This is a genomic window from Curvibacter gracilis ATCC BAA-807 (assembly GCF_000518645.1).
GTDB lineage: Bacteria > Pseudomonadota > Gammaproteobacteria > Burkholderiales > Burkholderiaceae_C > Curvibacter > Curvibacter gracilis.
Map to the genome: position 1 here is coordinate 268,315 of NZ_KI912466.1, position 25,067 is coordinate 293,381.

The 25,067-nt window shown below is 67.5% G+C and carries 23 protein-coding genes; 15 read left to right on the forward strand and 8 right to left on the reverse strand.

What is annotated here, in order from left to right; all coding sequences use genetic code 11:
- The first annotated feature begins 98 nt into the window (after positions 1–98).
- The 3 genes from L880_RS0126830 to L880_RS0126840 all read left to right on the forward strand — a co-directional run bounded on the left by L880_RS0126830 (position 99) and on the right by L880_RS0126840 (position 2,779).
- Positions 99–740 (forward strand): cysteine dioxygenase family protein, encoded by a 642-nt coding sequence (locus tag L880_RS0126830; protein ID WP_051443624.1) that lies wholly within the window; start codon positions 99–101, stop codon positions 738–740.
- Positions 741–801: 61 nt separating this feature from the next.
- Entirely contained in the window at positions 802–2,409 is a 1,608-nt protein-coding gene (locus tag L880_RS0126835; RefSeq protein WP_027478217.1) for a rhodanese-related sulfurtransferase, read from the forward strand.
- 94 nt (positions 2,410–2,503) lie between these two features.
- Positions 2,504–2,779, forward strand: a complete 276-nt coding sequence (locus L880_RS0126840) for a helix-turn-helix domain-containing protein (protein ID WP_027478218.1) — start codon at positions 2,504–2,506, stop codon at positions 2,777–2,779.
- 101 nt (positions 2,780–2,880) lie between these two features.
- On the opposite strand, the gene L880_RS0126845 is transcribed toward L880_RS0126840, so the two are convergent.
- The 3 genes from L880_RS0126845 to L880_RS0126855 are packed head-to-tail and all read right to left on the reverse strand — an operon-like array spanning position 2,881 to position 6,295.
- Positions 2,881–3,873: a Bug family tripartite tricarboxylate transporter substrate binding protein gene (locus tag L880_RS0126845; protein WP_027478219.1), complete on the reverse strand. Its 993-nt coding sequence runs from the start codon at positions 3,871–3,873 to the stop codon at positions 2,881–2,883.
- A 45-nt stretch (positions 3,874–3,918) separates the two neighbouring features.
- The gene (locus tag L880_RS0126850) at positions 3,919–5,184 is read right to left on the reverse strand and encodes an acyl-CoA dehydrogenase family protein (RefSeq protein ID WP_027478220.1); all 1,266 of its coding nucleotides are present in this window, start codon (positions 5,182–5,184) and stop codon (positions 3,919–3,921) included.
- Between the two features lie 43 nt (positions 5,185–5,227).
- Positions 5,228–6,295, reverse strand: coding sequence for a phosphotransferase family protein (locus L880_RS0126855; protein WP_027478221.1), 1,068 nt, complete (start codon positions 6,293–6,295; stop codon positions 5,228–5,230).
- A 175-nt stretch (positions 6,296–6,470) separates the two neighbouring features.
- Between L880_RS0126855 and L880_RS0126860 the strand changes: the two genes are divergently transcribed.
- The 8 genes from L880_RS0126860 (at position 6,471) to L880_RS0126895 (ending at position 12,968) form a co-directional block, all read left to right on the forward strand.
- Positions 6,471–7,196 carry a FadR/GntR family transcriptional regulator gene (locus L880_RS0126860; protein ID WP_027478222.1) on the forward strand — a complete coding sequence of 242 codons (726 nt, stop codon included), beginning with the start codon at positions 6,471–6,473 and terminating at the stop codon, positions 7,194–7,196.
- A 134-nt stretch (positions 7,197–7,330) separates the two neighbouring features.
- A complete protein-coding gene (locus tag L880_RS0126865) occupies positions 7,331–8,584 on the forward strand; it encodes a GGDEF domain-containing protein (protein WP_027478223.1) in 1,254 nt (417 codons plus the stop codon).
- A gap of 200 nt (positions 8,585–8,784) precedes the next feature.
- Positions 8,785–9,114: a flagellar transcriptional regulator FlhD gene (gene flhD / locus L880_RS0126870; protein ID WP_019574875.1), complete on the forward strand. Its 330-nt coding sequence runs from the start codon at positions 8,785–8,787 to the stop codon at positions 9,112–9,114.
- Between the two features lie 39 nt (positions 9,115–9,153).
- Positions 9,154–9,759, forward strand: coding sequence for a flagellar transcriptional regulator FlhC (gene flhC / locus L880_RS0126875; RefSeq protein ID WP_084461696.1), 606 nt, complete (start codon positions 9,154–9,156; stop codon positions 9,757–9,759).
- Positions 9,760–10,410: 651 nt separating this feature from the next.
- On the forward strand, positions 10,411–10,947 hold the full coding sequence (locus L880_RS0126880) for a hypothetical protein (RefSeq protein ID WP_027478224.1): 537 nt from the start codon (positions 10,411–10,413) through the stop codon (positions 10,945–10,947).
- A 23-nt stretch (positions 10,948–10,970) separates the two neighbouring features.
- The gene (locus L880_RS0126885; protein ID WP_019577079.1) at positions 10,971–11,567 is read left to right on the forward strand and encodes a hypothetical protein; all 597 of its coding nucleotides are present in this window, start codon (positions 10,971–10,973) and stop codon (positions 11,565–11,567) included.
- Between the two features lie 26 nt (positions 11,568–11,593).
- Entirely contained in the window at positions 11,594–12,307 is a 714-nt protein-coding gene (locus tag L880_RS0126890; protein ID WP_043330801.1) for a flagellar basal body L-ring protein FlgH, read from the forward strand.
- A gap of 49 nt (positions 12,308–12,356) precedes the next feature.
- Positions 12,357–12,968, forward strand: coding sequence for a chalcone isomerase family protein (locus L880_RS0126895; RefSeq protein WP_027478227.1), 612 nt, complete (start codon positions 12,357–12,359; stop codon positions 12,966–12,968).
- A 37-nt stretch (positions 12,969–13,005) separates the two neighbouring features.
- Here the strand turns inward: L880_RS0126895 and L880_RS0126900 are convergent, their stop codons facing one another.
- A complete protein-coding gene (locus L880_RS0126900) occupies positions 13,006–14,772 on the reverse strand; it encodes a response regulator (RefSeq protein ID WP_027478228.1) in 1,767 nt (588 codons plus the stop codon).
- 172 nt (positions 14,773–14,944) lie between these two features.
- On the opposite strand from L880_RS0126900, the gene L880_RS0126905 reads away from it, so the two are divergent.
- Together L880_RS0126905 and L880_RS0126910 are read left to right on the forward strand one after the other, a co-directional pair.
- Positions 14,945–16,078 carry an HDOD domain-containing protein gene (locus L880_RS0126905; protein ID WP_027478229.1) on the forward strand — a complete coding sequence of 378 codons (1,134 nt, stop codon included), beginning with the start codon at positions 14,945–14,947 and terminating at the stop codon, positions 16,076–16,078.
- 106 nt (positions 16,079–16,184) lie between these two features.
- Positions 16,185–17,204, forward strand: coding sequence for a GGDEF domain-containing protein (locus L880_RS0126910; RefSeq protein ID WP_027478230.1), 1,020 nt, complete (start codon positions 16,185–16,187; stop codon positions 17,202–17,204).
- 28 nt (positions 17,205–17,232) lie between these two features.
- Here the strand turns inward: L880_RS0126910 and boxA are convergent, their stop codons facing one another.
- From boxA to L880_RS0126930, 4 genes are all read right to left on the reverse strand, one after another.
- Positions 17,233–18,516, reverse strand: coding sequence for a benzoyl-CoA 2,3-epoxidase subunit BoxA (boxA, locus tag L880_RS0126915; RefSeq protein ID WP_027478231.1), 1,284 nt, complete (start codon positions 18,514–18,516; stop codon positions 17,233–17,235).
- 104 nt (positions 18,517–18,620) lie between these two features.
- Positions 18,621–20,048, reverse strand: a complete 1,428-nt coding sequence (gene boxB / locus L880_RS0126920; RefSeq protein ID WP_027478232.1) for a benzoyl-CoA 2,3-epoxidase subunit BoxB — start codon at positions 20,046–20,048, stop codon at positions 18,621–18,623.
- A 90-nt stretch (positions 20,049–20,138) separates the two neighbouring features.
- Entirely contained in the window at positions 20,139–21,797 is a 1,659-nt protein-coding gene (boxC, locus tag L880_RS0126925; RefSeq protein WP_027478233.1) for a 2,3-epoxybenzoyl-CoA dihydrolase, read from the reverse strand.
- Between the two features lie 154 nt (positions 21,798–21,951).
- Positions 21,952–22,890: a helix-turn-helix transcriptional regulator gene (locus tag L880_RS0126930; RefSeq protein ID WP_051443625.1), complete on the reverse strand. Its 939-nt coding sequence runs from the start codon at positions 22,888–22,890 to the stop codon at positions 21,952–21,954.
- A 116-nt stretch (positions 22,891–23,006) separates the two neighbouring features.
- On the opposite strand from L880_RS0126930, the gene L880_RS0126935 reads away from it, so the two are divergent.
- Together L880_RS0126935 and L880_RS0126940 are read left to right on the forward strand one after the other, a co-directional pair.
- Positions 23,007–23,519 carry a DUF4863 family protein gene (locus L880_RS0126935; protein WP_245615390.1) on the forward strand — a complete coding sequence of 171 codons (513 nt, stop codon included), beginning with the start codon at positions 23,007–23,009 and terminating at the stop codon, positions 23,517–23,519.
- The gene (locus L880_RS0126940) at positions 23,519–25,066 is read left to right on the forward strand and encodes a 3,4-dehydroadipyl-CoA semialdehyde dehydrogenase (RefSeq protein WP_027478236.1); all 1,548 of its coding nucleotides are present in this window, start codon (positions 23,519–23,521) and stop codon (positions 25,064–25,066) included. Before L880_RS0126935 ends, L880_RS0126940 begins: the two co-directional genes overlap by 1 nt.
- Position 25,067: the final 1 nt, after the last annotated feature.

The window sequence follows — 25,067 nt, forward strand, 5'->3', positions numbered from 1 at the left end:
GAAGAAGTTGCCAAGCGCGCCGCGGCGCATTGCGCTCCAATACAGGCTGCCCCTGAAGCCGGGCCGCCCCGTCCCCTGATTTCCTGCCCCAGAAGCCCATGAGCCAGAACACCCCGCCCCAGCAGTCCAACTTGCCCCACTTGCCCCGTCTGCGCGAGTTCGTGCAGCAGTTCACCCGCCTGATCGACACCGGCGCCGACGAAGCGCGCCTGCTGCACGAAGGCGGCGCGCTGCTGGCCGCCCTGGTGGCCCACGACGACTGGCTGCCCACCGAACTGAGCCAGCCCCACCCCGAGCACTACCAGCAGTACCTGCTGTACGCCGATGCGCGCGAGAACTTCTCGGTGGTGAGCTTTGTGTGGGGCCCGGGCCAGGCCACACCCATCCACAACCACACGGTGTGGGGCCTGATCGGCATGCTGCGCGGCCAGGAACGCTCGCAGGCCTATGCCCAGGACGCGGCCGGCCACTGGCGCCCCACGGGCGAGGCCCACGAGCTGCACCCGGGCCAGATCGACGCCGTGTCGCCCCGCATCGGTGACGTGCACCGGGTGAGCAATGTGCTGGCCGACCAGGTGTCGATCAGCATCCATGTGTACGGCGCCAACATCGGGGCCGTGAAGCGCTCGGTGTTCCTCGAAGACGGCACCGAGAAGCCCTTTGTGTCGGGCTACAGCAACCGCAGCCTGCCCAACCTGTGGGACCGCTCGGCCGAGGTGCGCGCCAGCCTGCAAGGCTGAGCGGCCGCCCCGTCCTCCCGCTTTCGACACTCCCCCTTCATCCAAAACAAGAAACTGCACCGTGACCACTGCCCTGCCCACCACCCCCTACGCCCAAGTCCGCGAACACCTGCTGGCCGGGCGCGAGATCGCCCTGCTGGATGTGCGCGAGGAAGACCCCTTTGCCCAGGCCCACCCGCTGTGGGCCGCCAACCTGCCCGTGGGCCGCATCGAGCTCGATGCCTGGACCCGCATCCCGCGCCGCGACACCCCGGTGGTGGTGTTCGATGACGGCGAAGGCCTGGCCGAGACGGCCGCGCGCCGCCTGCAGGCCCTGGGCTACAGCGAGGTGTCGCTGTTGGCCGGCGGCCTGCAGGGCTGGCGCGATGCAGGCGGCGAGCTGTTCCGCGACGTCAACGTGCCCAGCAAATCCTTTGGCGAGCTGGTCGAGGCCGAGCGCCACACCCCCTCGCTGCCCGCCGAAGAGGTGAAAGCCCTGATCGAAAGCCAGGCCAATGTGGTGGTGCTGGATGCGCGCCGCTTCGACGAATACCAGACCATGAGCATCCCCAGCGGGGTGAGCGTGCCCGGGGCCGAGCTGGTGCTGCGCGCCGCTGCCCTGGCGCCCGACCCGAGCACCCACATCGTGGTCAATTGCGCAGGGCGCACACGCAGCATCATCGGCACCCAGTCGCTGGTGAATGCCGGCCTGCCCAACCGCGTCACGGCCTTGCGCAACGGCACCATCGGCTGGCTGCTGGCCGGCCAGAAGCTGGACCACGGCGCCAGCCGCCGTGCCCCCGAGGTGAGCCCCGAGCAACAAGCCCGCGCCGCCGCGCAGGCCCGCGCCGTGGCCGACCGCGCCGGGGTGCGCCGCGCCACGCTGGCCGATCTGCCCGCCTGGGCGGCTGAAACCAGCCGCACCACCTACCGCTTCGATGTGCGCACGCCCGAGGAATTTGCCCACGGCCACCTGCCGGGCTTTCGCAGCGCCCCCGGCGGCCAACTGGTGCAGGAGACCGACCACCAGGCCCCCGTGCGGGGTGCGCGCATCGTGCTGGCCGACACCGATGGCGTGCGCGCCAACATGAGCGCCTCGTGGCTGGCCCAGATGGGCTGGGAGGTGCATGTGCTCGACCCACTGCCCGCACGGGCCCTGACCGAGACGGGCTCGGCCCCCACCGCCGTGCCCCCGCCCGAGCAGCCGATCCCGCTGATCTCGGTGGCCACGCTGCAGGGCTGGCTGGCCGAGGGCAGCGACACGGTGGTGATCGACTTCACCCCCAGCGCCAATTACGTGAAACGCCACATCCCGGGCGCCTGGTGGGCGCTGCGCTCGCAGCTGGCCCAGGGCCTGGCCCACATCCGCCGCCAGCAGCCCGGTGCGCAGCGACTGGTGCTGACCTGCGGCAGCTCGGCCCTGGCCGCCTACGCGGTGGCCGAAACCGCGCGCCTGAGCCCGGGGCTGAGCGTGTCACTGCTGGACGGCGGCACCCAGGCCTGGATCGAAGCCGGCCTGCCGCTGGAAAGCGGCGAAACCCGACTCGCCGCCCCCCGCATCGACCGCTACCGCCGCCCCTATGAAGGCACCGATGCCCTGCGTGAAGCCATGCAGGGCTACCTGGACTGGGAGTTCGGCCTGGTCGAACAACTGGGCCGCGATGGCACGCATGGCTTCAAGGTGATCTGAGGCACACCCCCAGGCGGGTGTTGCATTTACTCTTTTCAGAACTAAAATTTATTTACGCCTTTTAAGAGTATTTTTCACCACACCTGGGAGCGCCATGAAGCACCTCCTGCTGTCATCGCTGCAATGGGGGCAGTTGATGCGATCCGCACGCAAGCGCATGGGGCTCAACCAGCACGAGTTGGGTGCCCGTGTGGGCCTGAGCCAGGCACGCATCTCCAAGATGGAGCGCGAGCCCCAGAGCATCACCCTGGACCAGTTGCTGGCCTTGCTGGGCACGCTCGGCCTGGAACTCACCGTGCAAGAGCGGCCAGACAACAGCGCTGCCGACCCCGCTGCGCCGCAGGCCTCCGGCAACGAAGTGGCTTGGTGAGATGGGCCGCGCCTCGCACCAACGCGCCCTGAGCACCTCTGCCCAAGCCCTGTCGCGCATGCCGCCGGAATGAGCTGAAACGGCAACAGTGGCACGAACAATCAATCCGCCTGGAACCCCGAGGCCTTGATCACCGGCTCCCAGCGCTTGGCCGAGGCCGCGCCGCGGCTGGCCAGTTCTTCGGGCGACTTGCCCACGGGCAGAAAGCCCATGGTGGCCAGGCGCTCGCGCACATCGGGCAGGGCCAGCACCTTGGCCAGGGCCTGGTTCCAGCTGGCCACGGCCGCGGCCGGGGTGCGGGCCGGGGCGTACAGGCCGTTGAAGCCCATGCCCGAAATGGCGGGGTAGCCCTGCTCGGCAAAGGTGGGCACATCGGGCAGCTGCGGCACGCGCTGCTCGGACGACACCGCCAGCACCCGGATCTTGCCGGCGCGGTGGCCTTCGACCAGGGAACTCATGACGTCGATGTCGGCACTGATCTGCCCGCCCATCAGGGCCAGCACGGCGGGGGCGCTGCCCTGGAAGGGGATGTCCTCCATCTTCACGCCGATGGCCTCGCCCAGCACCATGCCGAAGAAGTGGTGCGGCGCGCCGCGCGCCGGGATGCCGTAGTTGGCCTGACCCGGGTTCTTGCGTGCCCAGGCCACGTACTCGGCCAGGGTCTTGGCCGCGGGGGCGGTGCCGGCGGCCAGGGCAAACGGAAACTCCGACACCGTGCCGATGGGCAGCAGGTCGCGCTGCGGGTCGTAGCTGAGCTTGCGCATGGTGTAGGGGTACAGCGCCACCAGCGCATCCGGCCCCAGCATGACCACGCTGCCGTCTGCGGCTGAATTCTTCAGCACCTCCACCGCCAGCCGGCCGCCGGCGCCGGGCTTGTTGTCGACCAACACCGGGCGCTTGAGTTCGTCCTTGAGCTTTTCGGCCAAGACCCGTGCCAGGGCATCGAACGAGCCCCCGGCCGGAAAGCCCACCAGGATGCGCGCCGCGGGGCCTTCGGGCTGGGCCTGGGCCGCCGGGCTCAGGCCCAGGGTGGCGGCCACGAGGGCAGCGCAGGCGAGGCCGCGGCGGGTGAGGGATGAGGTCTTGGGGTTCATGGCTTGTCTCTTTGGGATGTGGGTTTTGAGGGGCGGTGCTGCCGCTCAGCAGCCGCGGGTGATCGGGGTGTGCACCGGCTTGTGGCGCAGGCCCAGGCGCAGCAGCTCGAGCTTGGCCAGGGCCTGGCGGTGCACCTCGTCGGGGCCGTCGGCCAGGCGCAGGGTGCGCTGGTCGGCGTACGAGAAGGCCAGCGGAAAGTCCTCGCTCACGCCGCCCCCGCCGTGCGCCTGGATGGCCCAGTCGATCACCTTGCAGGCCATGCTGGGGGCCACGATCTTGATCATGGCGATCTCGGCCTGGGCGGCCTTGTTGCCCACGGTGTCCATCATCCAGGCGGCCTTGAGTGTGAGCAGGCGGGCCTGCTCGATCAGGCAGCGGGCCTCGGCGATGCGCTCGTGCCATACGCCCTGCTCGGCCACGGCACGGCCGAAGGCATGGCGGCTGGCCAGGCGCTGGCACATCAGCTCAAACGCCCGCTCGGCCGCCCCGATGGAGCGCATGCAGTGGTGGATGCGCCCCGGCCCCAGGCGGCCCTGGGCGATCTCGAAGCCCCGCCCCTCGCCCAGCAGCAGGTGGGCCACGGGCACCCGCACATCGGTCAGCGAGACTTCCATGTGGCCGTGCGGAGCGTGGTTGAAGCCGAACACCGACAGGGCACGTTCCACCTTCACGCCCGGGCTGTCGGCCGGCACCAGGATCATGGACTGCTGCTGGTGGCGCGCGGCCTCGGGGTTGCTCTTGCCCATCACGATGAACAGCGCGCAGTGCTGGCTGCCTGCCCCGGTGGACCACCACTTGCGGCCATTGATCACGTACTCGTCGCCCTCGCGGCGGATCTCGCACTGGATGTTGGTGGCGTCGGACGAGGCCACCTCGGGCTCGGTCATCAAAAAGGCCGAGCGGATCTCGCCGCGCAGCAGGGGCTCCAGCCAACGGTCTTTCTGGGCCTCGGTGGCGTAGCGGTCCAGGGTTTCCATGTTGCCGGTGTCGGGGGCGGCACAGTTGAAGACCTCGCTGGCCCAGTGCACCCGGCCCATCACCTCGCACAGCGGCGCGTATTCGAAGTTCGACAGGCCCTCGGGGACGCGCGGCGAGTGCGGCAGAAACAGGTTCCACAGGCCTTGCGCGCGGGCCAGGGCCTTGAGGCGCTCGACCGTGGGGCAATGGCCCCAGCCTTCGGGGCCGAAGCTGCCCTGGGCGGCCGCCTCGCGCGCCACCTGGGCCTCATTGGGCAGGATGTGCTCGTTCATGAAGGCCTGCAGGCGCTGACGCAGCTCGGCGGTCTTGGGGGGTTCCTGGAACAGATTCATGGCGTTCTTCATGGGGTTCTTTCAGAAGGTGGATCGAAAAGGCTCAGCCGCTCACCAGGCGCCAGCCACGCTCGGCCACGGCACCGGCCTGGGCCGACACCTCACGGGCGATGGGGCTGGCGGCCGTGCCGTCCTGCACGCGGCGGGCAATGCCTTGCAGGATGGCGCCCAGGCGGAACAGGTTGCAGGCGAGGTAGAAGGGCCAGTCGGCCTGCACGGCGGCCAGGTCGTCGCGGCCCATGCGGGCCAGGTAGCGCGCCACAAAGTCCTGCTCGGTGGGGAGGCCCAGCGCCGCCAGGTCCAGCCCGGCCAGGCCCTGCAGCGGGCCCGGGGGGTGGTGCCAGGCCATGGCGTGGTAGGCCAGATCGCTCAAGGGGTGGCCCAGGGTGGACAGCTCCCAGTCCAGCACGGCCAGCACGCGGGGCTCGCTGGGGTGGAACACCATGTTCTCCAGGCGGTAGTCGCCATGCAGCAGGGCCAGGGCCTGCGGATCGCGCGCCGAGGCCGGGATGTGGGTGGGCAGCCATTCGATCAGGCGCTCCATGGCCGGCAGCTCGGTGGTCTGACTGGCGCGGTACTGGCGCGTCCAGCGGGCGATCAGGCGCTCGAAATAGGCCTCGGGGCGACCGAAATCCTGCAGGCCGCGCGCCCGCCAGTCCACCCGGTGCAGGGCCGCGAGCACGCGGTTGGCCTCGTCGTGGACGGCGGCGCGCTCGGCCGGGCTCAGGCCTGGCAGCGAGGCCTCGCGCAACACCCGGCCCGGCACAAAGGCCATCAGGTAGAAGGCGGCGCCGATGACCGACTCATCGGCGCAGAACTCATGCACCTGGGGCACAGGCACCTCGCTGCCCTGCAAGGCCTGCAACACCGCGAACTCGCGCTCGATGGCATGGGCCGAGGGCAGCAGCGCGGCCTGGGGCCCGGGTTTGGCACGCAGCACGCGCTGGCTGCCGTCGCCCGCCGTCAAGAGCCAGGTGGGGTTGGACTGGCCGCCGGCCAGTCGACTCAGTTGCAGGCCGGCGGCGGCGGCCGGCCAATGGGGGGCCAGCCAGGCCTGCAGGGCAGGCCCATCGGGCGACAGCGGGCTTTTGGGGGCAGTTTCGGTGGCCATAAATCCTTCTTTTGTCGCATTGTCGGACAATTAGACAGTACGACGTAACACCGAGAAAACCCCGAGCGTCACGACCGCGACAAGGCCAGTACCCGGCCCGCCGCGCGCCGGGGCTGTGCGGCGGCACGGGCTACACTGCGCAACCCAGCCCTCCTCCGCCCTGCCAACCTTGCCCATGGACATCGAAAAGCTGCAGTTCTCACCCGCCTACCGACTGGTCTCGGAAGACCTGAGGCGGCGCATCGTGAGCGGTGAACTGCAGCAGGGCGAAGCCCTGCCCACCGAGACCGAGCTGGCCACGGGCTTTGGCGTGCACCGGTCGACCATCCGCGAGGCCTTGCGCCAGCTGGAGCAGGACGGCCTGCTGCGGCGCGACGGCAAGCGCCTGCTGGCGGCCACGCCCGAGCACAGCGCCCTGTCGCAGGCGGCCGAGCGCGCCCTGCGCATGCGACAGGTGAGTTTTCTGGACGTGTGGCAGGTGGCCTCGGCGCTGGAGCCGCTGTGCGCGGCACTCGCCGCCCCCCAGATCACCGAAGACGAACTGGCAGGACTGGAGGACAACCTGCAGCGCACCCGCGCGCTGCTGCAGGCCGGCGGCTCTCCGGTGGAGATCGACATCGAGTTTCAATCTCTGGTGGCCCAGGCCACGCACAACCAGGCCCTGCTGCTGGCCCGGGGGCCGATCAGCCAGCTGATGCTGGCGGGGTATGCCGCCATCGCGCCCCGGCTGCCCCAGTCGGGCGCCCGCCTGCTGGAGGTGCATGAACAGGTGACGGCCGCGCTGCGCCGCCACGACGCGGTCGAGGCCGAGGCCTGGACGCGCAAGCATCTGCAGGATTACCGGCGCGGCTGCGAGATCGCCGGCCTGGACATGCGACTGCCCATCCCGCCAGTGGGCTGACCAGCCGCAGAAATATTTTTCTCATTTATGTTGTGGGGGTTTTGGCCTGCTGCAGCAAAACAGCCCCACGATGGATGTTGTTACAAACATCCATGAATCGGGTCCACCCGGACCCAAGCATCGGGGAGGGCCTCTTGAACCTGTTCGCCGGCCTGACGCTGGACACACCCACGCTGGTCTTCTCGATCGGCGCGCTGGCGCTGTTCATGTCGGTGTTCGCCTTCAACACGGCTTTCGCCCTGCCGGCGCGCGACATGGGCCTGCGCAGCTGGGGGCGGGCCATGCTGGCGCTGTGTGGCGGCTTCATGCTGTTCTTTCTGCGTGGCCATGCGCCGCTGGTGCTCACCTTTTTACTGGCCAACGTGCTGGTGCTGCTGAGTTCGGTGATCTGTGTCGACGCGCATGCCCGCCTGCTGGAGCAACCCACCCCCTGGCGCAGGCTGGCCCTGGTGAACGCCCTGGGTGCACTGGGCACCGTGCCGGTTTACCTGGGCTGGCTGCCGCGCGGGGTGGCCATCTTCGCGGTATCGATGACGCTGGGAATCAACTTTGCGATCAGCGCTCACCTGATCTGGCGACGCCAGCCCGGCAACGGGTCGCGGGCCGGCATGCTGGCTGCGGGCATCCTGGCGTCCATGGCGGGGGCCTCTGCGCTGCGCGGCATCTACAGCATCAGCGGAGAACGCGCCAGCGTGCTGATCAGCTCGCAGCAATTGCCCCAAGTGGGCTCGCTGCTGCTGGGAGCCTTGTTCACCGTGGGCAGTTCGCTGGCCTTTCTGGCCATGATCAACGAACGCCAACAGCGCGAGCTGGAGGCGCGGTCACGCCGCGACGGGCTGACCGGGCTGCTCAACCGCACGGCCTTCTTCGAGGCGGCCCACGCCTATGTGGCCGAGCCAGGCGGAGAACGCTTCGGCGTGGTGATGATGGACATTGACTGGTTCAAGAAGATCAATGACCGCTACGGTCACGCCGCGGGTGACACCACGCTGACCCAGCTGGGGCGGCTGATCACCCAGCACACCCGCCTGTCCGACCTGGCCGGGCGCTACGGGGGAGAGGAGTTCTGCCTGCTGCTGAAAGACTGCACGCTGGCCGAAGCCCAGCGGGTGGCACAGCAGCTGGTGAGCGAAGCCGCCCGACAGAGCGTGCGACTGCCCGATGGCGGGGCATTGCACTTCACGCTGTCCGCGGGCTACGCCCAGCGCCAGGGGCTGCAAGAAAGCCTGGAGCAGACGATCAACCGCGCCGACCAAGCCCTGTACGAGGCCAAGCATGCCGGGCGCAATCGGGCTGTGGCCGCCCTGCCCATCGCCGTGCAGGAATCGGTGCCGGCCAGCCCGCAAGGCGGCAGCCCCGACGCAGTCGTCACCTCCCAGCCGGCCTGAGCGCACCGCACCAGGCCTCGCGCCGGCACCCGGCGGAGACAGGCGTGTCAGAAAAAGCCTGACAAAGACCCGACACAAAAGAGACAAGCGGCACAGGCAGAGGCCGACTTAATTTTTGATTGGGGGGTATTCACAATCCATTTCAACAGATCGACATTGCTTCATGCCCCCGGGCGAGGCGCCTCAGAAGGAGTTTGACCATGACCAGCGAACAAATGCTTGCCGAGATCCGCGAAGCCAACCTCACCTACCTGATGCTGGCCCAGTCCCTCATCCGCCTGGACAAGGCCGAAGCCATCTTCCGCCTCGGCCTCAACGAAGAGTCCGCCGACATCCTCTCCGCACTCTCCCCCTCCCAGGTCATGAAGCTCGCCTCGCGCAACACCTTGCTGGCACGCTTCCGCGTCGACGACGAACTCGTCTGGAGCCTGCTCACCAACCACAACACCCAGCAAAAGGTCGGCAACGAAGCCACCAACAAGCTGCACGCCAACATCCTCATGGCCGGCCGCCTCGCAGAAATCCTGTAAGCAGCCCTGCAGCTTCTGACCTTGACCCTGGAGACCCTCATGAGCACCTCTATCGCCACCGCCACCGCCGTCGAGCCCAGCACCGCCGCTCCCGCCGCCGCCGCCAAGGCCCCCGCCAAGAGCGTGCTCAATGAGTCGCGCCAGATCGAGCGCGCCGCCATGCTCATCCGCATGGGCGCCCGCATGCAGGTCCTCGAGTCCGAAACCACCCTCTCCTACGAGCGCCTCATCCGCCTGTACAAAGAGATCGCCGGCAAGTCCCCCTCCAAGGGCCAGTTGCCCTTCTCCACCGACTGGTTCCTCACCTGGCAGGAGAACATCCACTCCTCGCTCTTCCTGAACATCTACGAGTACCTGTCCAAGGCCGCCGACATGGACAGCATCGACCTGCTCACCAAGGCCTGGCGCCTGTACAACGAGCAGGTCCAGGCCGCCGAGATCGAGCCCCTGCTGTCTTTCACCCGCGCCTGGCGCCTGGTCAAGTTCGTCGACGCCGACATGCTCACCATGACCAGCTGCTCGCGCTGCAGCGGCAAGTTCGTCACCGAGCCCTACGAGAACGCACGCCACTTCCTGTGCGGCCTGTGCAACCCCCCGGCACGCGCCGGCAAGAGCAAGGCCAGCGGCGCGCTCATGGTGCATTGAATATGGCCCCCACGGTCGCGCACTTCGTGTCACTCCCTGCCCCCCAAAGGGGGCCCAGCCCGCCTTGGGGCGGCCCGGCGGCGGGCTGACCTCTTCGTTTTAAGTCTGCCGGATCAAGAAGGGGGCCTGATGGCCCTTTCATTTCGCCAAAACGCCCCGCCGGCTTGCGCCGCGGGGCGTTTTGTCGTTTGGGGCAACCCGCTGGATGTTGCCGCCGGCGACCGCGCAGATATTCAAATCCACTGATATTCAAACCGGCCCATGTGTGCCGGCGAAACCCTGCCTGGTCGGTCATGACCGGGCATTGGCGATTCTCAAAAATGCCGCCCCGATACAAGGGCGGTTTTATATCAACGCGCTTACATAAACCCTGACATGGGCCAGCCGTGCCAGCCCGTCGCGCCAGGCGCCTCGCAGCGCAGCGTCGGAAGTCACCGTGCACACCCCGTTTGGTAAAGATATTGAAGACACCACGTATCGACTCTGTAAATATAAATTTAATAATTTAAATATGTACCGAGAAAATGTTTGTTTGTATTTTGATACATGCATTTTCAGTCGGAATTGAAGCAAATCCAGCGGGTTTATCAAACGCCAGTTTCCGGGTCTGAAACCTACGATTCAGACACCCCAACTCTCTGGAGAAAACCCGTGAGCACCATCAACACCAGCAGCGCGTCCTATGCGGCCGGGCTGAGCCCCTACGAGATCAACAACAGGGCCTACGGGCCGGTCGTCGCCAGTGCCATTGGCCTGGTCGATGGGGCTTCCGAGGCCGCCAGCGCGGTCTACAACTTCAGCGCCGAGAGCCTGCAGGCGCTCAGCGACTCCATCAGCGGGAGCGCGGATTCGGTCAGCGCCAGCTTCAGCGACGCCGCCACCGCCGTCAGCAACGGCGTCGAAAGCGTGGTGAACACCGTCAGCGATGCGGCCAGCGAGGGCCTGCAGGCGGTAGAAGACCTGGGCAGCTCGGTCAGCAACACGGCCAGCGAAGTCACCAGCGCCGTCACCGATGCCCTGAGCAGCGCCACCAGCACCGTCACCGACGCCGTGAGCAGCGCGGCCAGCAGCGTGGGCGATGCAGCCAGCTCGGTGGGCAGCAGCATCAGCGACACGGCCAGCAGCATTGCGGCCTACGTGACCCTCGGCGCCCTGGGCACCAAGAGCTTGCTCGACACCACGGCCTGACCCCCTCACGCAGGAGACTCATCATGAAGGCAAGACTGGCACATCACCGTCCCCCCGCACTGCGCCGCAACGCCCGCCTGACACGGACCCTGGCCCGACTGGGCACGCTGGGCCTGGCGGCGGCTCTGGGGGGCTGCTCCATCCTCAGCCCGGTCCCCTTGCTGGAACTGGCCAAGGGCACGGCCAACGTGACCAGCGTGGCCGTTCAGTCGAGCTCCGGCAAGGCCAGCGACACGGTCTATCACCTGCACAGCACGGTCAAGACGGTGTGCATCGAATACAACCCCACCGCGCCCGTGGCCGATGTGGTGCCTGCGTTGCAGCTGGAGCTGCGCAAGCACGCGATCGAGAGCCGGGTCTACCAGGCCAATGCCTGGAACCAGCATTGCCCGGTGTGGCTGCGCTACACGGCCTACATGGACTGGGGCACCCAGCCCTACAACGACGAGTTGCGGCCGTACGTCAACAACATCTCGCTGACCCTGCACAACGACCGGGGCCAGGTGCTGTCGACCAGCAACTACCGCTTTGATGGCGGCGGCTTCAACTCCAGCAAGTGGGCCTCGACCCGCGACAAGCTGGGCCCCGTGGTGACGGCCCTGGTCACCGGTTTCGAATGACGGCCCAGCGCGGCCAAGGAGCTTCCATGCCTCAACTCTCACTCTCGTCCTCGCAGCGCCTGCTGATCCTGTGCGCGACAGCCGCCCTGCTCGGAGCTTGCAGCACCCCCACCCCGGTCAGCACCGTGCCCGGCCCGCTGACAGCCACCCCGCTGGCCGCGCCCCTGAACATCGAACGGGCCAACACCGGCTCGCTGTTCCAGCCCGGCATGACGACCGCCTCGCTGTTCACCGACCGGCGCAAACCACGCGCGGTGGGTGACACGCTCAAGGTCGACATTTCGGAAAGCATCAACGCCAGCAATGTGCTGACCACCGACAACAGCCGCAGCAACTCGATGAGCACCAAGGGCCCCGGCGTCAAGGGCGTGGGCAGCGGCATCATCCGCTCGCTGTTGAACCTGGACGCCAGCGCCTCGGGCAGCGACTCGTACAAGGGCAACGGCAAGACCACCGACGTGAGCAGCTTCACCGGCCAGCTGACGGCCACCGTGATCAACGTGTTGCCCAACGGCAATCTGGTGGTGGCCGGCGAGCGCAGCGTGGCCCTCAATGGTGGGGTGCGCACCCTGCGCTTCTCGGGCGTGGTCGACCCCAAGGACCTGGCCTCGGGCAACGTGGTGGCCTCGGCCGATGTGGCCAACGCCCGCCTCGAAGTGGCCGGCCAGGGTGACGTCTCCGAAGCGGCCTCGCGCAACTGGCTGCAACGGGTGCTCACCAACAGCCTGTCGGTCTGGTAACCACGGCAGGCCCGGCTCCGCGGCCCGCCAACGCAAGAAAGGAAAGGGTATGAAACAACACTTCATCCGATTGGGCCTGGCCTTGGGCCTGGCCAGCCTGGGGCCCGCGGGCCCGGCCCTGGCACTCGATGTGGCCGGGGTGCATTTCGACGACCAGATCGTGGTGGCGGGCAAGCCGCTGCGGCTCAACGGGGCCGGTGTGGGCTACCGCTTCCTGTTCAAGGTCTATGCCGTGGGCCTGTACCTGCCCGAGCGCCGCTTTTCAGCCCAGGAGGTGATGGGCAACGACGAGCCGCGCCGCATGGTGATCACCGCGCTGCGCGAGCTCAGCAGCAGTGACTTCAACGACGCCGTGATGAACCACTTCGGGCCGCGCGGCGAAGACCCCGACGCGCGCGCCGCACAGAAGGTGCTGCACCTGGGCCGCATCATCACCAGCCAGGCCCCGGTGCTGAAAAAGGGCGACAGCCTGACGCTGGACTGGCAGCCCGGTCAGGGCATGAGCATGAGCTACAACCAGAACGTCACCCCCCTGCCCGGGCACGACGTGGGCTTCTACAACACCTTGCTGGCCATCTGGCTGGGCGACAAGGCCTCGGACCCGACACTGCGCAGCCACCTGCTGGGCCGCCCCAGCGCCTCACGCGCCTCGGTCGACTGAGGGCCGGTCGCCCCCATCCCGGCGCTGCCAAGGCGCCTCACTGGGGGTGCAGACGCAGGGAATCCGCCAGCGCATCTGACCGGGCCGGCACCGCAGGGGCGCCGGGCTTGCGGCTGGTGCCCGCCTGGCCGCCCGGGCCCGTCTTGAGCTGGGCCTTGGCCGCCTCGCGATCGCGGATGCGCAACACCACGCCGCCCGCCGAGCGCTCGCCTTCCTGCCCCAGCATGGCCCGGGCCGGGCCCACGCCGCAGCGCAGGCGCAAGGCATCGATCTGGCTTTGCAGCTCGCCAGCCTGCCCCAACCGGGTCTGGTTGCGCGACACGATCTGGTGCGCCAGGTCGACCAGCTTGGTGTTCTGCGTGCGGCCGCCATCCTCCAGCAACTGAGCCACCGCGCCCTCGACATCGCCGCCCAGGCTGCGGCCCATGGCGGCTTCGGCCATGGCGTTGATCTGCTGCAGGCAGTCGCGCACCAGATCGGCATAGGGGGTGTGGCGCACGCAGGCATTGGCGATCAGCTCGGCCAGGCCCCGGGTGTTGGCAAAGCGCAAACCCACCTGCCGCACCCAGCCCTCGGCCTCGTTCACGCGCAGTTCGCGCTCGGCCAGCACCGACAGCAGATTGCAGACATTGCAGGCGGCTTCGAAGTCGAAGTCGGCGTCGTGCAGTTCGGCCGCCATCGCACGCAGCCCCGCCAGCACCTCGTCGTCGCGGCGGTGCAGCAGATGGCCCAGGATGTGCACCATGTCGCGGAAGCGGCGCACCCGGGCACTGCCCGCATGGCGTTCGGCAAAGCGCGCCAGGTCGGCCACGCAGCGGTCCAGGCCACGCCGGTCGCGCTCGTTGAGGTGGCAGAAGGCCAGCAACACCAGAGACTGGTAGTCGAAGAGCTTGGAGTTCACACCCAGGATGCCGGCGCGGGTCAGGGGCAGCTTGGCATTGGCCAGGTCACCGACGTAGTAGGCCATCATGCCGGTCTTCTGCAGACGTGCCACCGACTCGGGCGTGAGGTCGCTGGCGCGCCGGAAGCTGTCCATGGCGCCGCCGAAATCGGCCATTTCGACCTGGGCCCGGCCCAGCACGTCGTAGGCGTCGGCAAAACCGGTGTCGCGCTCGATCAGCTCCTGCAGGCTGGTCACCGCCTTGGTCGACTGCCCGGCCTCGATCTGGGCCCGCGCCACCCCCAGTTCGGCCCAGGGCGCCGGGCGCAGCGCCAGCACAGCCCGGTACAGGGTCTCGGCTTCTTTCGGGCGGCCCTGGCGCAGCAACAACTCAGCCCCGATGCGCGCCGCATACAGCCAGTAGGGCCCCTGGGTCTCGAAGCGCTGCCGGCACAGGTTGGCCGCCTCGTCGACCCGGCCATGCTCCAGGGCATCAAAGATCGGCAGCAGGTGGCGCTTGCGCAGACGCGCCAGGTTCAGCCGCTCGAACAGCATGGACGGTGTGAAAGGCTTGAGCAGGTAGCCGTCGAGGGCCGACTCGGCCGCCTCGGACACGGCGGCGTAAGAGGCCTCGGCCGTGACCATGAAGAACACGGTGGAAAACGGCAGCAGATGGGCCCGGCGCAGATCGTCCAGCAGGGTCTGGCCAGAATAGTGGTGCTCGGCAAAGAACTGCTCGCACAGCACGAAGTCGAACACCGTGTGCTCCAGCCGGTTGCGCGCATCCTGGATGCGGCTGCACTGGACCACTTCGCCGACCCCGAAATCACGCAACTGGCGCACCAGGATCGAACGCGACGTGGTGTTGCCGTCAATGACCAGCGCCTTGGTATTGGCAATTTCTCGCGGGTTTTCAGTCGCCATGGCTCATAAACAGGTATCGTCACCAGTTGTAACAGGGATCGCGCCCGATCCAAGTGCAAAAGTTTGCCGTTCATGCCCTTGAAAGGTAAAAGATCCGCGTTTTTGCGTTCTTTGGTGCCAGGGCGAACATCACTGAGCACGCTGCGCAGGCCCATCCCAGAAAGAGTCTCTCTTGACCGCGCTCATTGTTTCGGCCGCCGGCCTGTTTCTGCTGCTGTTCATCGCCTTGCTGTTGAGCCGACGCAAGCGGCCATCGGCGCGCACGCCATCCCCCCCATCGACCGCCCGCCCGGCCCAGGCCGCGGCTGCGCCGGCCGCCCCCTCAGCGCCCCGCCCCGCGCCCGCCCGCACCCTGCTGTCGCCACCCAGCGCCCTGGCCTCGTTCCAGCGCCTGGGGCGTGATCAGTTGTCAACGCAGCGCCAGGCCGCCATCACGGCCGCCCTGCAGCGGGTGGCCCAGCCTTCGCGGGCGCTGCACCAGTTGGTCTCACCCGATTTTCTGGCCCAGGCCAGCTCGGCCGATCTGGCCGAGCTGCTGCAGGGCGAACCCCAGGTCACGGCCAAGGTGCTGGCCACGGTCAACTCGCCGCTGTATGCCTTGCAGGCCCCGGTGGTGAGCCTGGGCCCAGCCATCACCTACCTGGGTCTGAACACCGTGCGCGGCCTGTGCCTGCACTACATGCTGGAAGACAGCTTCCAGAGCGGCGACAGCGGCCTGCGGCGCTACTTCGATCAGGTGTGGGGCGCCAGCAGCCTGGCCAGCGAGCTGTGCCTGCGCCTGGCCCAGGGCTGCCACCTGACGGACCCTGGCGCCCTGGCCACCCAGGTGGTGCTGTCCTTTCTGGGACGGCTTTCATTGGCCTCGGTGCTGCCCACGGACAAGCTGCTGGCCATGGCGCCCCTGGATCTGCTGGAGCGCACCCGGCTCGAACAGCAGCAAGTCGGCCTGGGGGCTTGCGAGGTGGGCTGCCTGCTGATGCAGGCCTGGCAGTTGCCCAAGGCCCTGATCGACGAAACCGGCGCCATCGACGCCCTGCTCTGCCCGCAGCCCCCCGCCTTGAGCCCACGCGCCGAAGGCCGGCTGGCCGTGGCCTACCTGAGCGCCCGCATCGCAGAGCAGATGATGTTCGGCGAGCTGGCAGAACCGGCCGCACTCGATTGGGCGGACGAAGCCCGGGTGGATCTCTTCCCGGTGCGCCAGGCCCTGTCCTTGCCGGCCCTGGCCCCCTTGCCCGAACTGCTGCAGGGCCAGGAGTTGAACCGCCATCTGAGGCAGATGCAGCAGGCGCTGCAGCCTCGGGGTTGAGCCCAGCGGCCAGGGCGGTCGGACAATCGCCAGAAATTTACAATAACGTTACTTTTAAGTCACAATCAGCACAGATCCCACCTTCCCTCCAGGCCTGCGGGCATCCATGCGATACACAGAATCCAAGGCCCGCAGCGCCGAGTTGCTGCGACTGACACTGGCCAACATGGGCCACCACACAGCCGCGTTCAACCCGATCACCTTCACGGTGTGGTACGAGCATGCCGCAGGCATCAACCCCAAGCTGAACGCCGACATGAGCCAGTGCCTGAGCAAGGGCCTGGCCATGGACGACGAGATGATGCTGCGCCTGTACCGCGAGCACATCACGCCGGCCGACACCGAGCAGATGGAGTTGATCGCCAATGAAATGCAACGCCTGATGCGCAGCATGTCGGACTCGGCCGCCGCCACGGGTCAACAGGCCGGCACCTTCGGGCAACAACTGACGGAATTGAACGAAGCGCTGACCGCCACCGACGACAGCCCGCTGAGCACCCAGGTGGCCCGCGCCCTGGAAGGCACCCTGGAAATGAAGGCGGCGGTCGACACGCTGCAAATGCGGGTGAATCAGAGCCAGGATGAAATCAAGCGCCTGCGCCAAGACCTGGAACGCACCCGCGAAGAGGCCATGCTGGACCCGCTGACCGGCCTGCTCAACCGCAAGGGCTTTGACCAGCGCCTGCAGGCCCTGCTGAGCCAGGCGCCCGACTCCGGCGAGAGCCACTGCCTGGTGATGCTGGACATCGACCACTTCAAGCGGGTGAACGACACCCATGGCCACCTGATGGGCGACCGCGTGATCCAGGGCCTGGGCGAGATCCTGCGCACCTCGGTGACCCGGCCCAGCCATGCCGTGGCCCGCTATGGCGGCGAAGAATTTGCCATCGTGCTGCCCAACACCAGCCGTGCCGAGGCCACCCAGATCGCCGAAACCATCCGAGCCCGCACCAAGGCGATGAAGCTGCGCAATCGATCGACGCAAGAGGTGGTGCTGACCGTCACCATCTCGAGCGGCATCGCCGCCCTGCGCCAGGGTGACGATGCGCACTCGCTGATTGCCCGTGCCGATGCCGCGCTGTATGCCTCCAAGAAGGGCGGGCGCGACCGCGTGACCTGCCAGTGAAGGGGCTGCCGCCCCCTCCCGCCGGCGTTCAGTAGGTTTCGAGGTGCAGGCGCCCCCCCTGGCGCAGGGCCGGGCCCACGCTGTCCCAGCTCAGGCCGGCCTGCTGGGCCACATCGCGCAAGGCCAGCACCACACCCTCCTCCATGGCCTTGAGGCCGCAGACGAAGAAGCAGGTGTCGGAGTCGGCCAGCAGGGGCCCCAGGTCGGCGGCACGCTCACGGATCAGGTCCTGCACATAGCGCTTGGGCGCGCCGGGCTGGCGTGAAAAGGCGAAGTTGATGTCGATGAAGTCCTTGGGCAGGTTCTGCAGTGGGCCGAAGTACGGCAGCTCTTCGGGCGTGCGTGCGCCAAAGAACAGCATCAGCTTGCCACCTTCGAACTTGCCTGACTGGCGCAGCCGACGCCGCCACTCGGTCATGGCGCGCATGGGGGCGCTGCCGGTGCCGGTGCAGATCATGACGATGTTGGAGCGCGGGTGGTTGGGCATCAGGAAGCTGGCGCCAAACGGCCCGATCACCTGCACCTTGTCACCCACCTGCAGATCGCACATGTAGTTGCTGGCCACGCCCCGCACCGGCTGACCCTGGTGGTCTTCAAGCACGCGCTTGATGGTCAGCGAGAGGTTGTTGTAACCCGGCCGCTCGCCATTGCGCGGGCTGGCAATCGAGTACTGGCGGGCATGGTGCGGTCGGCCCTGGGCGTCGGTGCCCGGCGGGATGATGCCGATCGACTGGCCCTCGAGCACCGGGAACGGCAGGTGACCGAAATCGAGCACCACGTGGTGGGTGTCGTAGTCGGTGCCCACCTCGGTGACCCGCACATTGCCGGCCACGGTGGCGGTGATGAACTTCTCGGGCGCCTTGGGGCCATAGAGGTTGGTGTAGGCATGGGCGGCCGACCAGGGCGGCAGGGTGGCGCCATATTGGGCGCTGTTGAAGCGTTCGCCCTCACCCTGTCCGGCCGGCCCGGCAGGCGCGGTGCTGACGGCGGGGCCTTCAGTCGGCACGGCCGCGGCACCGGCGGCGGCCAGTTGTTCGGCACTGAGTTCATCGGGCAGCTCGTCCCAGCCCAGCTGGGCTTCGACCGTGTAGGCCAGCGAGCGCGGCATGTTGCGCCAGTTGTCAATCGACCCCGTGGGGCAAGGCGGCACACAGGCCATGCACAGATTGCACTTGTCGGCGTCGACCACGTAATTGCGCGAATCGTGGGTGATGGCCGCCACCGGGCAGGTGGCCTCGCAGGTGTTGCAGCGGATGCAGATCTCGGGGTCGATCAGATGCTGCCGGATGACTTGGGGTTCGCTCATGTCCATGGCTGTCTCGACTTGTTGTGGGCGTGGGGAGGATCAGGATACTGGGTGCGAAAAAGGGGGCTGACAAGCCCCCTTTTTCACAATCCCTCAGGGTCAGGGTGGGCTCAGTTGAAGCGGACGTATTCAAAGTCCACGGGCTGGCGGTTGATGCCCATGACCGGCGGGGCGATCCAGTTGGCAAACTTGCCGGTGTCGGTGACACGGCCCATCAGGCTGGCCACAAAAGCACGGTCTTCGGCACTGGGCAGCCAATCGTTCTTCTTGGCTTGCCATTCGGCTTCGGACACCACGCGGCCATCGGGCGACACCTTCACGCCCGCCAGGGAGCCGATGTTGCGGTGGAAGGCCTTGTGCGGCACGGTCAGGCGGAACGGGATGCCGTTCTTCTCGATCACCTTGTTCCAACGCTCCACACCGCCGATCGAGTCCTTGATGTAGTCGTCGCGCAGCACTTCGTTGAGCGCGTTGAGCATCGGCACTTCCTTCTCGACGAGCTGGCCGTTCTGCACGTTCAGAACCTTGTAGCTCTGACCACGCAGCTGGTGGTCGTCGGTGCGCTTGCCTTCCTCGAAGCGGCCCTTGAGGCCGGTGCTGTAGAAGGTGGCGGCATTGCTCGACTCGTCGGCACCGAACAGGTCGATGGTCACGCTGAAGTGGAAGTTCAGGTAGCGCTGCAGGGTGGGCAGATCGATCACGCCGGCGGCGCGCAGCTTGGCCGGGTCGTCGGTCTTGAGCTCGTTCATGACCTGGCAGGTGCGCTGGATCACGCGGCTCACGCCCGACTCGCCCACGAACATGTGGTGGGCCTCTTCGGTCAGCATGAACTTGGTGGTGCGGGCCAGCGGGTCGAAGCTCGACTCGGCCAGGGCGCACAGCTGGAACTTGCCGTCGCGGTCGGTGAAGTAGGTGAACATGAAGAAGCTCAGCCAGTCGGGCGTGGGCTCGTTGAAGGCCTGCAGGATGCGGGGGTTGTCCTGCTGGCCGCTGCGGCGCTCCAGCAGGGCCTCGCCTTCCTCACGGCCGTCGCGGCCGAAGTACTTGTGCAGCAGGTAGACCATGGCCCACAGGTGGCGGCCTTCTTCGACGTTGACCTGGAACAGGTTGCGCAGGTCGTACTGGCTGGGCGCGGTGAGGCCCAGGTGACGCTGCTGCTCGACCGAGGCCGGCTCGGTGTCACCCTGGGTGACGATGATGCGGCGCAGGTTGGCGCGGTACTCGCCAGGCACGTCCTGCCAGGCGTTCTCGCCCTTGTGGTCGCCGAAATGGATCTTGCGGTCTTGCTCGGCCGGGTTGAGGAAGATGCCCCAGCGGTAGTCGGGCATCTTCACGTGGCCGAACTGCGCCCAGCCTTGCGGATCGACGCTGACCGCGGTGCGCAGGTACACATCAAAACCATGGCTGCCGTCCGGGCCCATGTCGTTCCACCAGTCCAGGTAGTTGGGCTGCCACTGCTCCAGCGCCCGCTTCAGGGTGCGGTCTTCGGCCAGGTTGACGTTGTTGGGGATCTTTTCGCTGTAGTCGATCGTGGACATGCTTGTCTCCAGGTAAGTGGTCAGTCAGTCAATCAGTCATCCAAAAAAACTCACACGGTTTGAGGGGTGTGGCTGCAAGCAGACATCCCCTCAAACCCGATTCCAGTCGAAGGCGGCCTTGTTGCCTTTGCCGTAGACCTTGAGCGCGCCGTATTCGCCCACCGCGTTGGGGCGCTGGAAGATCCAGTTCTGCCAGGCGGTGAGGCGGCCGAAGATGCGGGTGAACATGTTCTCGGGGCCGTTGAAGCGCAGATTGGCTTCCATGCCGGTCAGGGCGTCGGGCGACATGGCCACGCGCTCTTCGATGGCGATGCGCACCTCATCGGCCCAGTCGATGTCGTCGGGGTTGCTGGTGACCAGCCCCAGGGCGAAGGCGGCGTCGGCATCCAGGGCGCGGCCGGCGGCGGCGCGCACGGCCTCCATCGGGGCGGCTTCGTCATAGAAGCGGCGGCCCAGGCGGCTCTGGCCGGTGACCATGGGGTACAGGCCGAAGTTGGCCTCGCCCACGGTGATCTTGGGCGCCTGGTCTTCGTCGTCGGGCAGGGCCAGGTGGTAGCTGCGGTCGCAGGCCAGGGCCAGTTCCAGAAAACTGCCGGCAAAGCACGAGCCGGGCTCGATCAGGGCAAACAGGCTGCGGCTGGACACATCCAGGCGGCTGAAGGTGCGACGCAGCAGGCCAATGGTCTCGCGCACCAGCCAATGGCTGGCGTGGGCGCTCAAGACCGCGTCCATGGCCAGCACGGCGGCGGCATCGCCCTGGGTGGTGATCAGCCAGGTGCCGATGTCCAGCTCATTGGTGCGCATGGACAGGATGGCGTCTTCCAGCTGGCGCGCCAGGGCCAGCGGGTACCAGGCCGCGCCCGCGGCCTCGATGCCGGCCAGATCGGCAGGCTGGGCACCGGTGGGGGCCTTGACCACGAAAGTGGCGGTGCGCTTGGCGCGGTCGATGGTCACGCTGACGTGGTCGTAATGCAGGGCGTCGGCCTCGACCCGGCGCTGCAGGGCCACCAGCGCCACGCCCCGGCCATCGGCCGGGCGGTCGCTCTGCGCGGCCAGTTGTTCAGCGCGCTCGCGCACCTTCTGGGCAAACACGGCGGGCTTGGCGATGTCGTCGACCAGGCGCCAGTCCTTGGCCTTCTGGCCGCGCACGCCTTCGGTGGTGGTGCAGAAGATGTCGGCCAGGTCGTGGCGCACATGGCGCTTGTCGGTGACGCGGGTCAGGCCGCCGGTGCCGGGCAGCACGCCCAGCAGGGGCACTTCGGGCAGGCTGACGGCGCTGGAGCGGTCGTCCACCAGGATGATCTCGTCGCAGGCCAGGGCCAGCTCGTAGCCGCCGCCGGCGCAGGCGCCGTTCACGGCAGCCAGGAACTTCAGGCCACTGTGCTTGGAGGAGTCTTCCAGGCCGTTGCGGGTTTCGTTGGTGAACTTGCAGAAGTTCACCTTCCAGCCGTGGCTGGACACGCCCAGCATGAAGATGTTGGCGCCCGAGCAGAACACCTTCTCTTTCGCGCTGGTGACCACCACGGTGCGCACCTCGGGGTGCTCGAAGCGGATGCGGTTGATGGCATCGTTGAGCTCGATGTCCACGCCCAGGTCGTAGCTGTTGAGCTTGAGCTTGTAGCCGGGGGCCAGGCCACCGTTTTCGTCGAAGTCGGCGGTCAGGGTGGCGATGGCGCCGTCAAAACTCAGCTTCCAGTGTTTGTACTGGCTGGGGTGGGTCTGGTAATCGACGCGGGGCGCGGTGCTCATGGTGTGTCTCCGTCGGTGGAAAGATAGTGCATTCTTGCGAAACTGACTGCATGTTAGTACATGCATTAAAGTGCGTCAAGCAAGATGCAGTAAATTTCCTATCAGCGGATCACCTACCCATTCACCCCCCATTCACCCCCCATTCACCGCCCCATCACACGGGCAACTTCAAGGCCTCCCGGACCTGGGTGCGCAAGAGCTTGAAGGTGTCCTGCAAGGGCTGCGAGCTGGTGTTCAAACGCAGATCGGCCTTGGAATAAAAGGCCGAGCGCCCCGCCAGGATCTGGCGCAGGTCGTTCATGGCCTCGGCACTGGCCGCCATGGGCCGCAGGTCGCCCTGCTCGGCCACGCGCTGCATGTGGTCTTCGGGTTCGGCCTGCAGCCACACCGTGGTGCAGTGCGACAGCAACAGGTTGAAGGTGGCCGCATCGGACACCAGGCCACCCGGGGTGGCGATCACCACTTCGGGGTAGATCTGGATGGCCTCTTCGAGGGCCCGGCGCTCATAGCGGCGGTAGGCGTTCATGCCATACAGGCCCTGGATCTCGGAGATGCTGCAGCCGGCAAACTTCTCGATCTCGCGGCTCAACTCGACAAAAGGGTATTCAAGGTCGTCGGCCAGCATCTGGCCCAGGGTGGATTTGCCCGCGCCCCGCAGGCCCACCAATGCCACCCGCGGCCAGGCCGCGCCCGGCGTGTGGCCGCTGACACTGCCGTTGCCCAGCAGATCGCCGATGGCCACGCGCACGCGGCGCAGCGTGGCCTCGTCGCGGTGCTCGAGCAACTCACGGATCAGCAGCCACTCGGGCGATGAGGCGGTGATGTCACCAATCAATTCGGCCATGGAGCATTGCAGCGCACCGGCCACCTGCTGCAACACCAGAAAAGAAGCATTGCCGGTGCCGTACTCCAGGTTGGCCAGGTGGCGCTCGGACACATCGGCCGCCAACGCCACAGCCTTGCGCGTCATGCCGCGGCGTGCGCGCAGGCTGCGCACGCGCTCGCCCAGGGCCACCAGCGAGCCATGGCGTTCTTCGCCGGCAGCCTCGGCACCCGCCGCAACCGGTGCCACCGGGGTGATGGAATCTTGCATCTTGATGATATGGGTAAACCCTAATTTATGAACTATAGTGCTTGACGCCACACAGGGCGAGCATTAGCCTTCACGACATGCACAATACTTCACCAGACTTGCCTGTGCAAGCCTGCATGTCAAACGGAGGCCCGACTGTGGCACAAAACGCGTTCCGTCAAACCCTGGCCCAACTCAGCGCCGACATCACGGCTCACTTGGCCGGGCGCCCCCTGGACAGCGCCCTGGACACCTGGCTCAACGCCGAGCATGGGGCCGACAGCCCCACCTTCCAGACCTTGAAGCAACTCTGCCTGACCGGCGTGGAACAGGGCTGGCTGTGCGAGCGCGAGGGCGGCGGCATCCGCTACGGCCGGGTCTTCAAGCCGGCCGAGGACCTGCACGGCTTCTCGGTCGACGTGGTCGACATGCACGACATTGCCGGTCCGCACCACAGCCACCCGCTCGGTGAGATCGACCTGATCATGCCCCTGGAAGGCGAGGCCCGGTTTGACGGCCGCCCCGCCGGCTGGCTGGTCTACCCCCCGGGCAGCGCCCACCGCCCCACCGTGAGCGCTGGCCGCGCCCTGGTGCTGTACCTGCTGCCCGAAGGCCGCATCGAATTCACCCGCACGAAAGAAGCCGCCTGATGAGCACCCCCGAACTGCTGCACAACCACCTGGGTGGCCAATGGATCGCCGGCCGTGGCGCCGGCACCGCCTTGTTCGACCCGGTGCTGGGCACCGAGCTCGTGCGCGTGGAGGCCACCGGGCTGGACCTGCGCGCCGGCCTGGCCTTCGCCCGCGAGCACGCCGGCCCCGCCCTGCGTGCGCTGGGCTATGCGCAACGCGCCGCCCTGCTCGGGGCGGCCGTGAAGGTGCTGCAGGCGAATCGCGACACGTACTACGAGATCGCCACCGCCAACAGCGGCACGGTCAAGAACGATTCGGCCGTCGACATCGACGGCGGCATCTTCACCCTCGGCCACTACGCCCGACTGGGCGAGAGCCTGGGAGACCGGCGCCATCTGCTCGATGGCGAGGCCATCCGCCTGGGCAAAGACCCGCTGTTCCAGAGCCAGCACGTGCTGAGCCCGGCACGCGGCGTGGCACTGTTCATCAATGCCTTCAACTTCCCCAGTTGGGGCTTGTGGGAGAAAGCCGCCCCGGCCCTGCTGTCGGGTGTGCCGGTGGTGGTGAAGCCCGGCACCGCTACCGCCTGGCTGACCCAGCGCATGGTGCAGGACGTGGTGAACGCAGGCATCTTCCCACCCGGTTCACTGTCGGTGGTGTGCGGCAGCTCGGCCGGTCTGCTGGATGCGCTCACGCCGTTTGACCTGCTCAGCTTCACCGGCTCGGCCGACACGGCCGAGCTGATCCGCTCGCACCCCGCCGTGGCGCGGCGCTCGGTGCGTTGCAACATCGAGGCCGACAGCGTCAACTCGGCCCTGCTGCTGCCCGGTGAAAGCGCCGGCAGCGAGGCCTTCGAGCTGCTGGCCAAGGAGGTGGCGCGCGAGATGACGGTCAAGTCGGGCCAGAAGTGCACCGCCATCCGCCGGGTCTTCGTGCCCCAGGAACACTACGAGGCCGCCGCCCAGGCCATCAGCGCGCGCCTGGCCCGCACCACCGTGGGCAACCCGCGCAACGAGGCGGTGCGCATGGGGGCCCTGGTCAGCCGCGCCCAGTTCAGCGCCGTGCAGGCCGGGCTGGCCCGGCTGCAGCAACAGGCCAGCACCCTGCACGACGGCGCCAGCCACGCGCTGGTCGATGCCGACCCGGCCGTGGCCTGCTGCCTGGGCCCGACCCTGCTGGGCAGCCGCGATGCGGAGGTGGATGTGTTCCATGACACCGAGGTCTTCGGCCCGGTGGCCACCCTGCTGCCCTACCGCGACCTGAACCACGCCCTCAGTCTGGTGCGCCGTGGCGAAGGTTCGCTGGTGGCTTCGGTCTATGGCAACGACGCCCAGGCGCTGCAAACGGCAGCGCTGGAACTGGCCGACAGCCATGGCCGTGTGCATGTGATCTCGCCCGAGGTGGGCAGCCTGCACACCGGGCACGGCAACGTGATGCCCCAATCGCTGCATGGCGGCCCCGGGCGCGCCGGCGGCGGCGAAGAACTGGGCGGCCTGCGCGCCCTGGGCTTCTACCACCGGCGCAGCGCCCTGCAGGCCTCGACCCGCGTGCTGCAAGGGCTGTGAC

Bases quoted from the DNA above. Each gene is read 5' to 3' on its own strand.
- L880_RS0126830 (WP_051443624.1), top strand. From the start codon at position 99: ATGAGCCAGAACACCCCGCCCCAGCAGTCCAACTTGCCCCACTTGCCC.
- L880_RS0126840 (WP_027478218.1), top strand. From the start codon at position 2,504: ATGAAGCACCTCCTGCTGTCATCGCTGCAATGGGGGCAGTTGATGCGA.
- L880_RS0126845 (WP_027478219.1), bottom strand. From the start codon at position 3,873: ATGAACCCCAAGACCTCATCCCTCACCCGCCGCGGCCTCGCCTGCGCT.
- L880_RS0126850 (WP_027478220.1), bottom strand. From the start codon at position 5,184: ATGAATCTGTTCCAGGAACCCCCCAAGACCGCCGAGCTGCGTCAGCGC.
- L880_RS0126855 (WP_027478221.1), bottom strand. From the start codon at position 6,295: ATGGCCACCGAAACTGCCCCCAAAAGCCCGCTGTCGCCCGATGGGCCT.
- L880_RS0126860 (WP_027478222.1), top strand. From the start codon at position 6,471: ATGGACATCGAAAAGCTGCAGTTCTCACCCGCCTACCGACTGGTCTCG.
- flhD (WP_019574875.1), top strand. From the start codon at position 8,785: ATGACCAGCGAACAAATGCTTGCCGAGATCCGCGAAGCCAACCTCACC.
- flhC (WP_084461696.1), top strand. From the start codon at position 9,154: ATGAGCACCTCTATCGCCACCGCCACCGCCGTCGAGCCCAGCACCGCC.
- L880_RS0126885 (WP_019577079.1), top strand. From the start codon at position 10,971: ATGAAGGCAAGACTGGCACATCACCGTCCCCCCGCACTGCGCCGCAAC.
- L880_RS0126890 (WP_043330801.1), top strand. From the start codon at position 11,594: ATGCCTCAACTCTCACTCTCGTCCTCGCAGCGCCTGCTGATCCTGTGC.
- L880_RS0126895 (WP_027478227.1), top strand. From the start codon at position 12,357: ATGAAACAACACTTCATCCGATTGGGCCTGGCCTTGGGCCTGGCCAGC.
- L880_RS0126900 (WP_027478228.1), bottom strand. From the start codon at position 14,772: ATGGCGACTGAAAACCCGCGAGAAATTGCCAATACCAAGGCGCTGGTC.
- L880_RS0126910 (WP_027478230.1), top strand. From the start codon at position 16,185: ATGCGATACACAGAATCCAAGGCCCGCAGCGCCGAGTTGCTGCGACTG.
- boxA (WP_027478231.1), bottom strand. From the start codon at position 18,516: ATGGACATGAGCGAACCCCAAGTCATCCGGCAGCATCTGATCGACCCC.
- boxB (WP_027478232.1), bottom strand. From the start codon at position 20,048: ATGTCCACGATCGACTACAGCGAAAAGATCCCCAACAACGTCAACCTG.
- boxC (WP_027478233.1), bottom strand. From the start codon at position 21,797: ATGAGCACCGCGCCCCGCGTCGATTACCAGACCCACCCCAGCCAGTAC.
- L880_RS0126930 (WP_051443625.1), bottom strand. From the start codon at position 22,890: ATGCAAGATTCCATCACCCCGGTGGCACCGGTTGCGGCGGGTGCCGAG.
- L880_RS0126935 (WP_245615390.1), top strand. From the start codon at position 23,007: ATGTCAAACGGAGGCCCGACTGTGGCACAAAACGCGTTCCGTCAAACC.
- L880_RS0126940 (WP_027478236.1), top strand. From the start codon at position 23,519: ATGAGCACCCCCGAACTGCTGCACAACCACCTGGGTGGCCAATGGATC.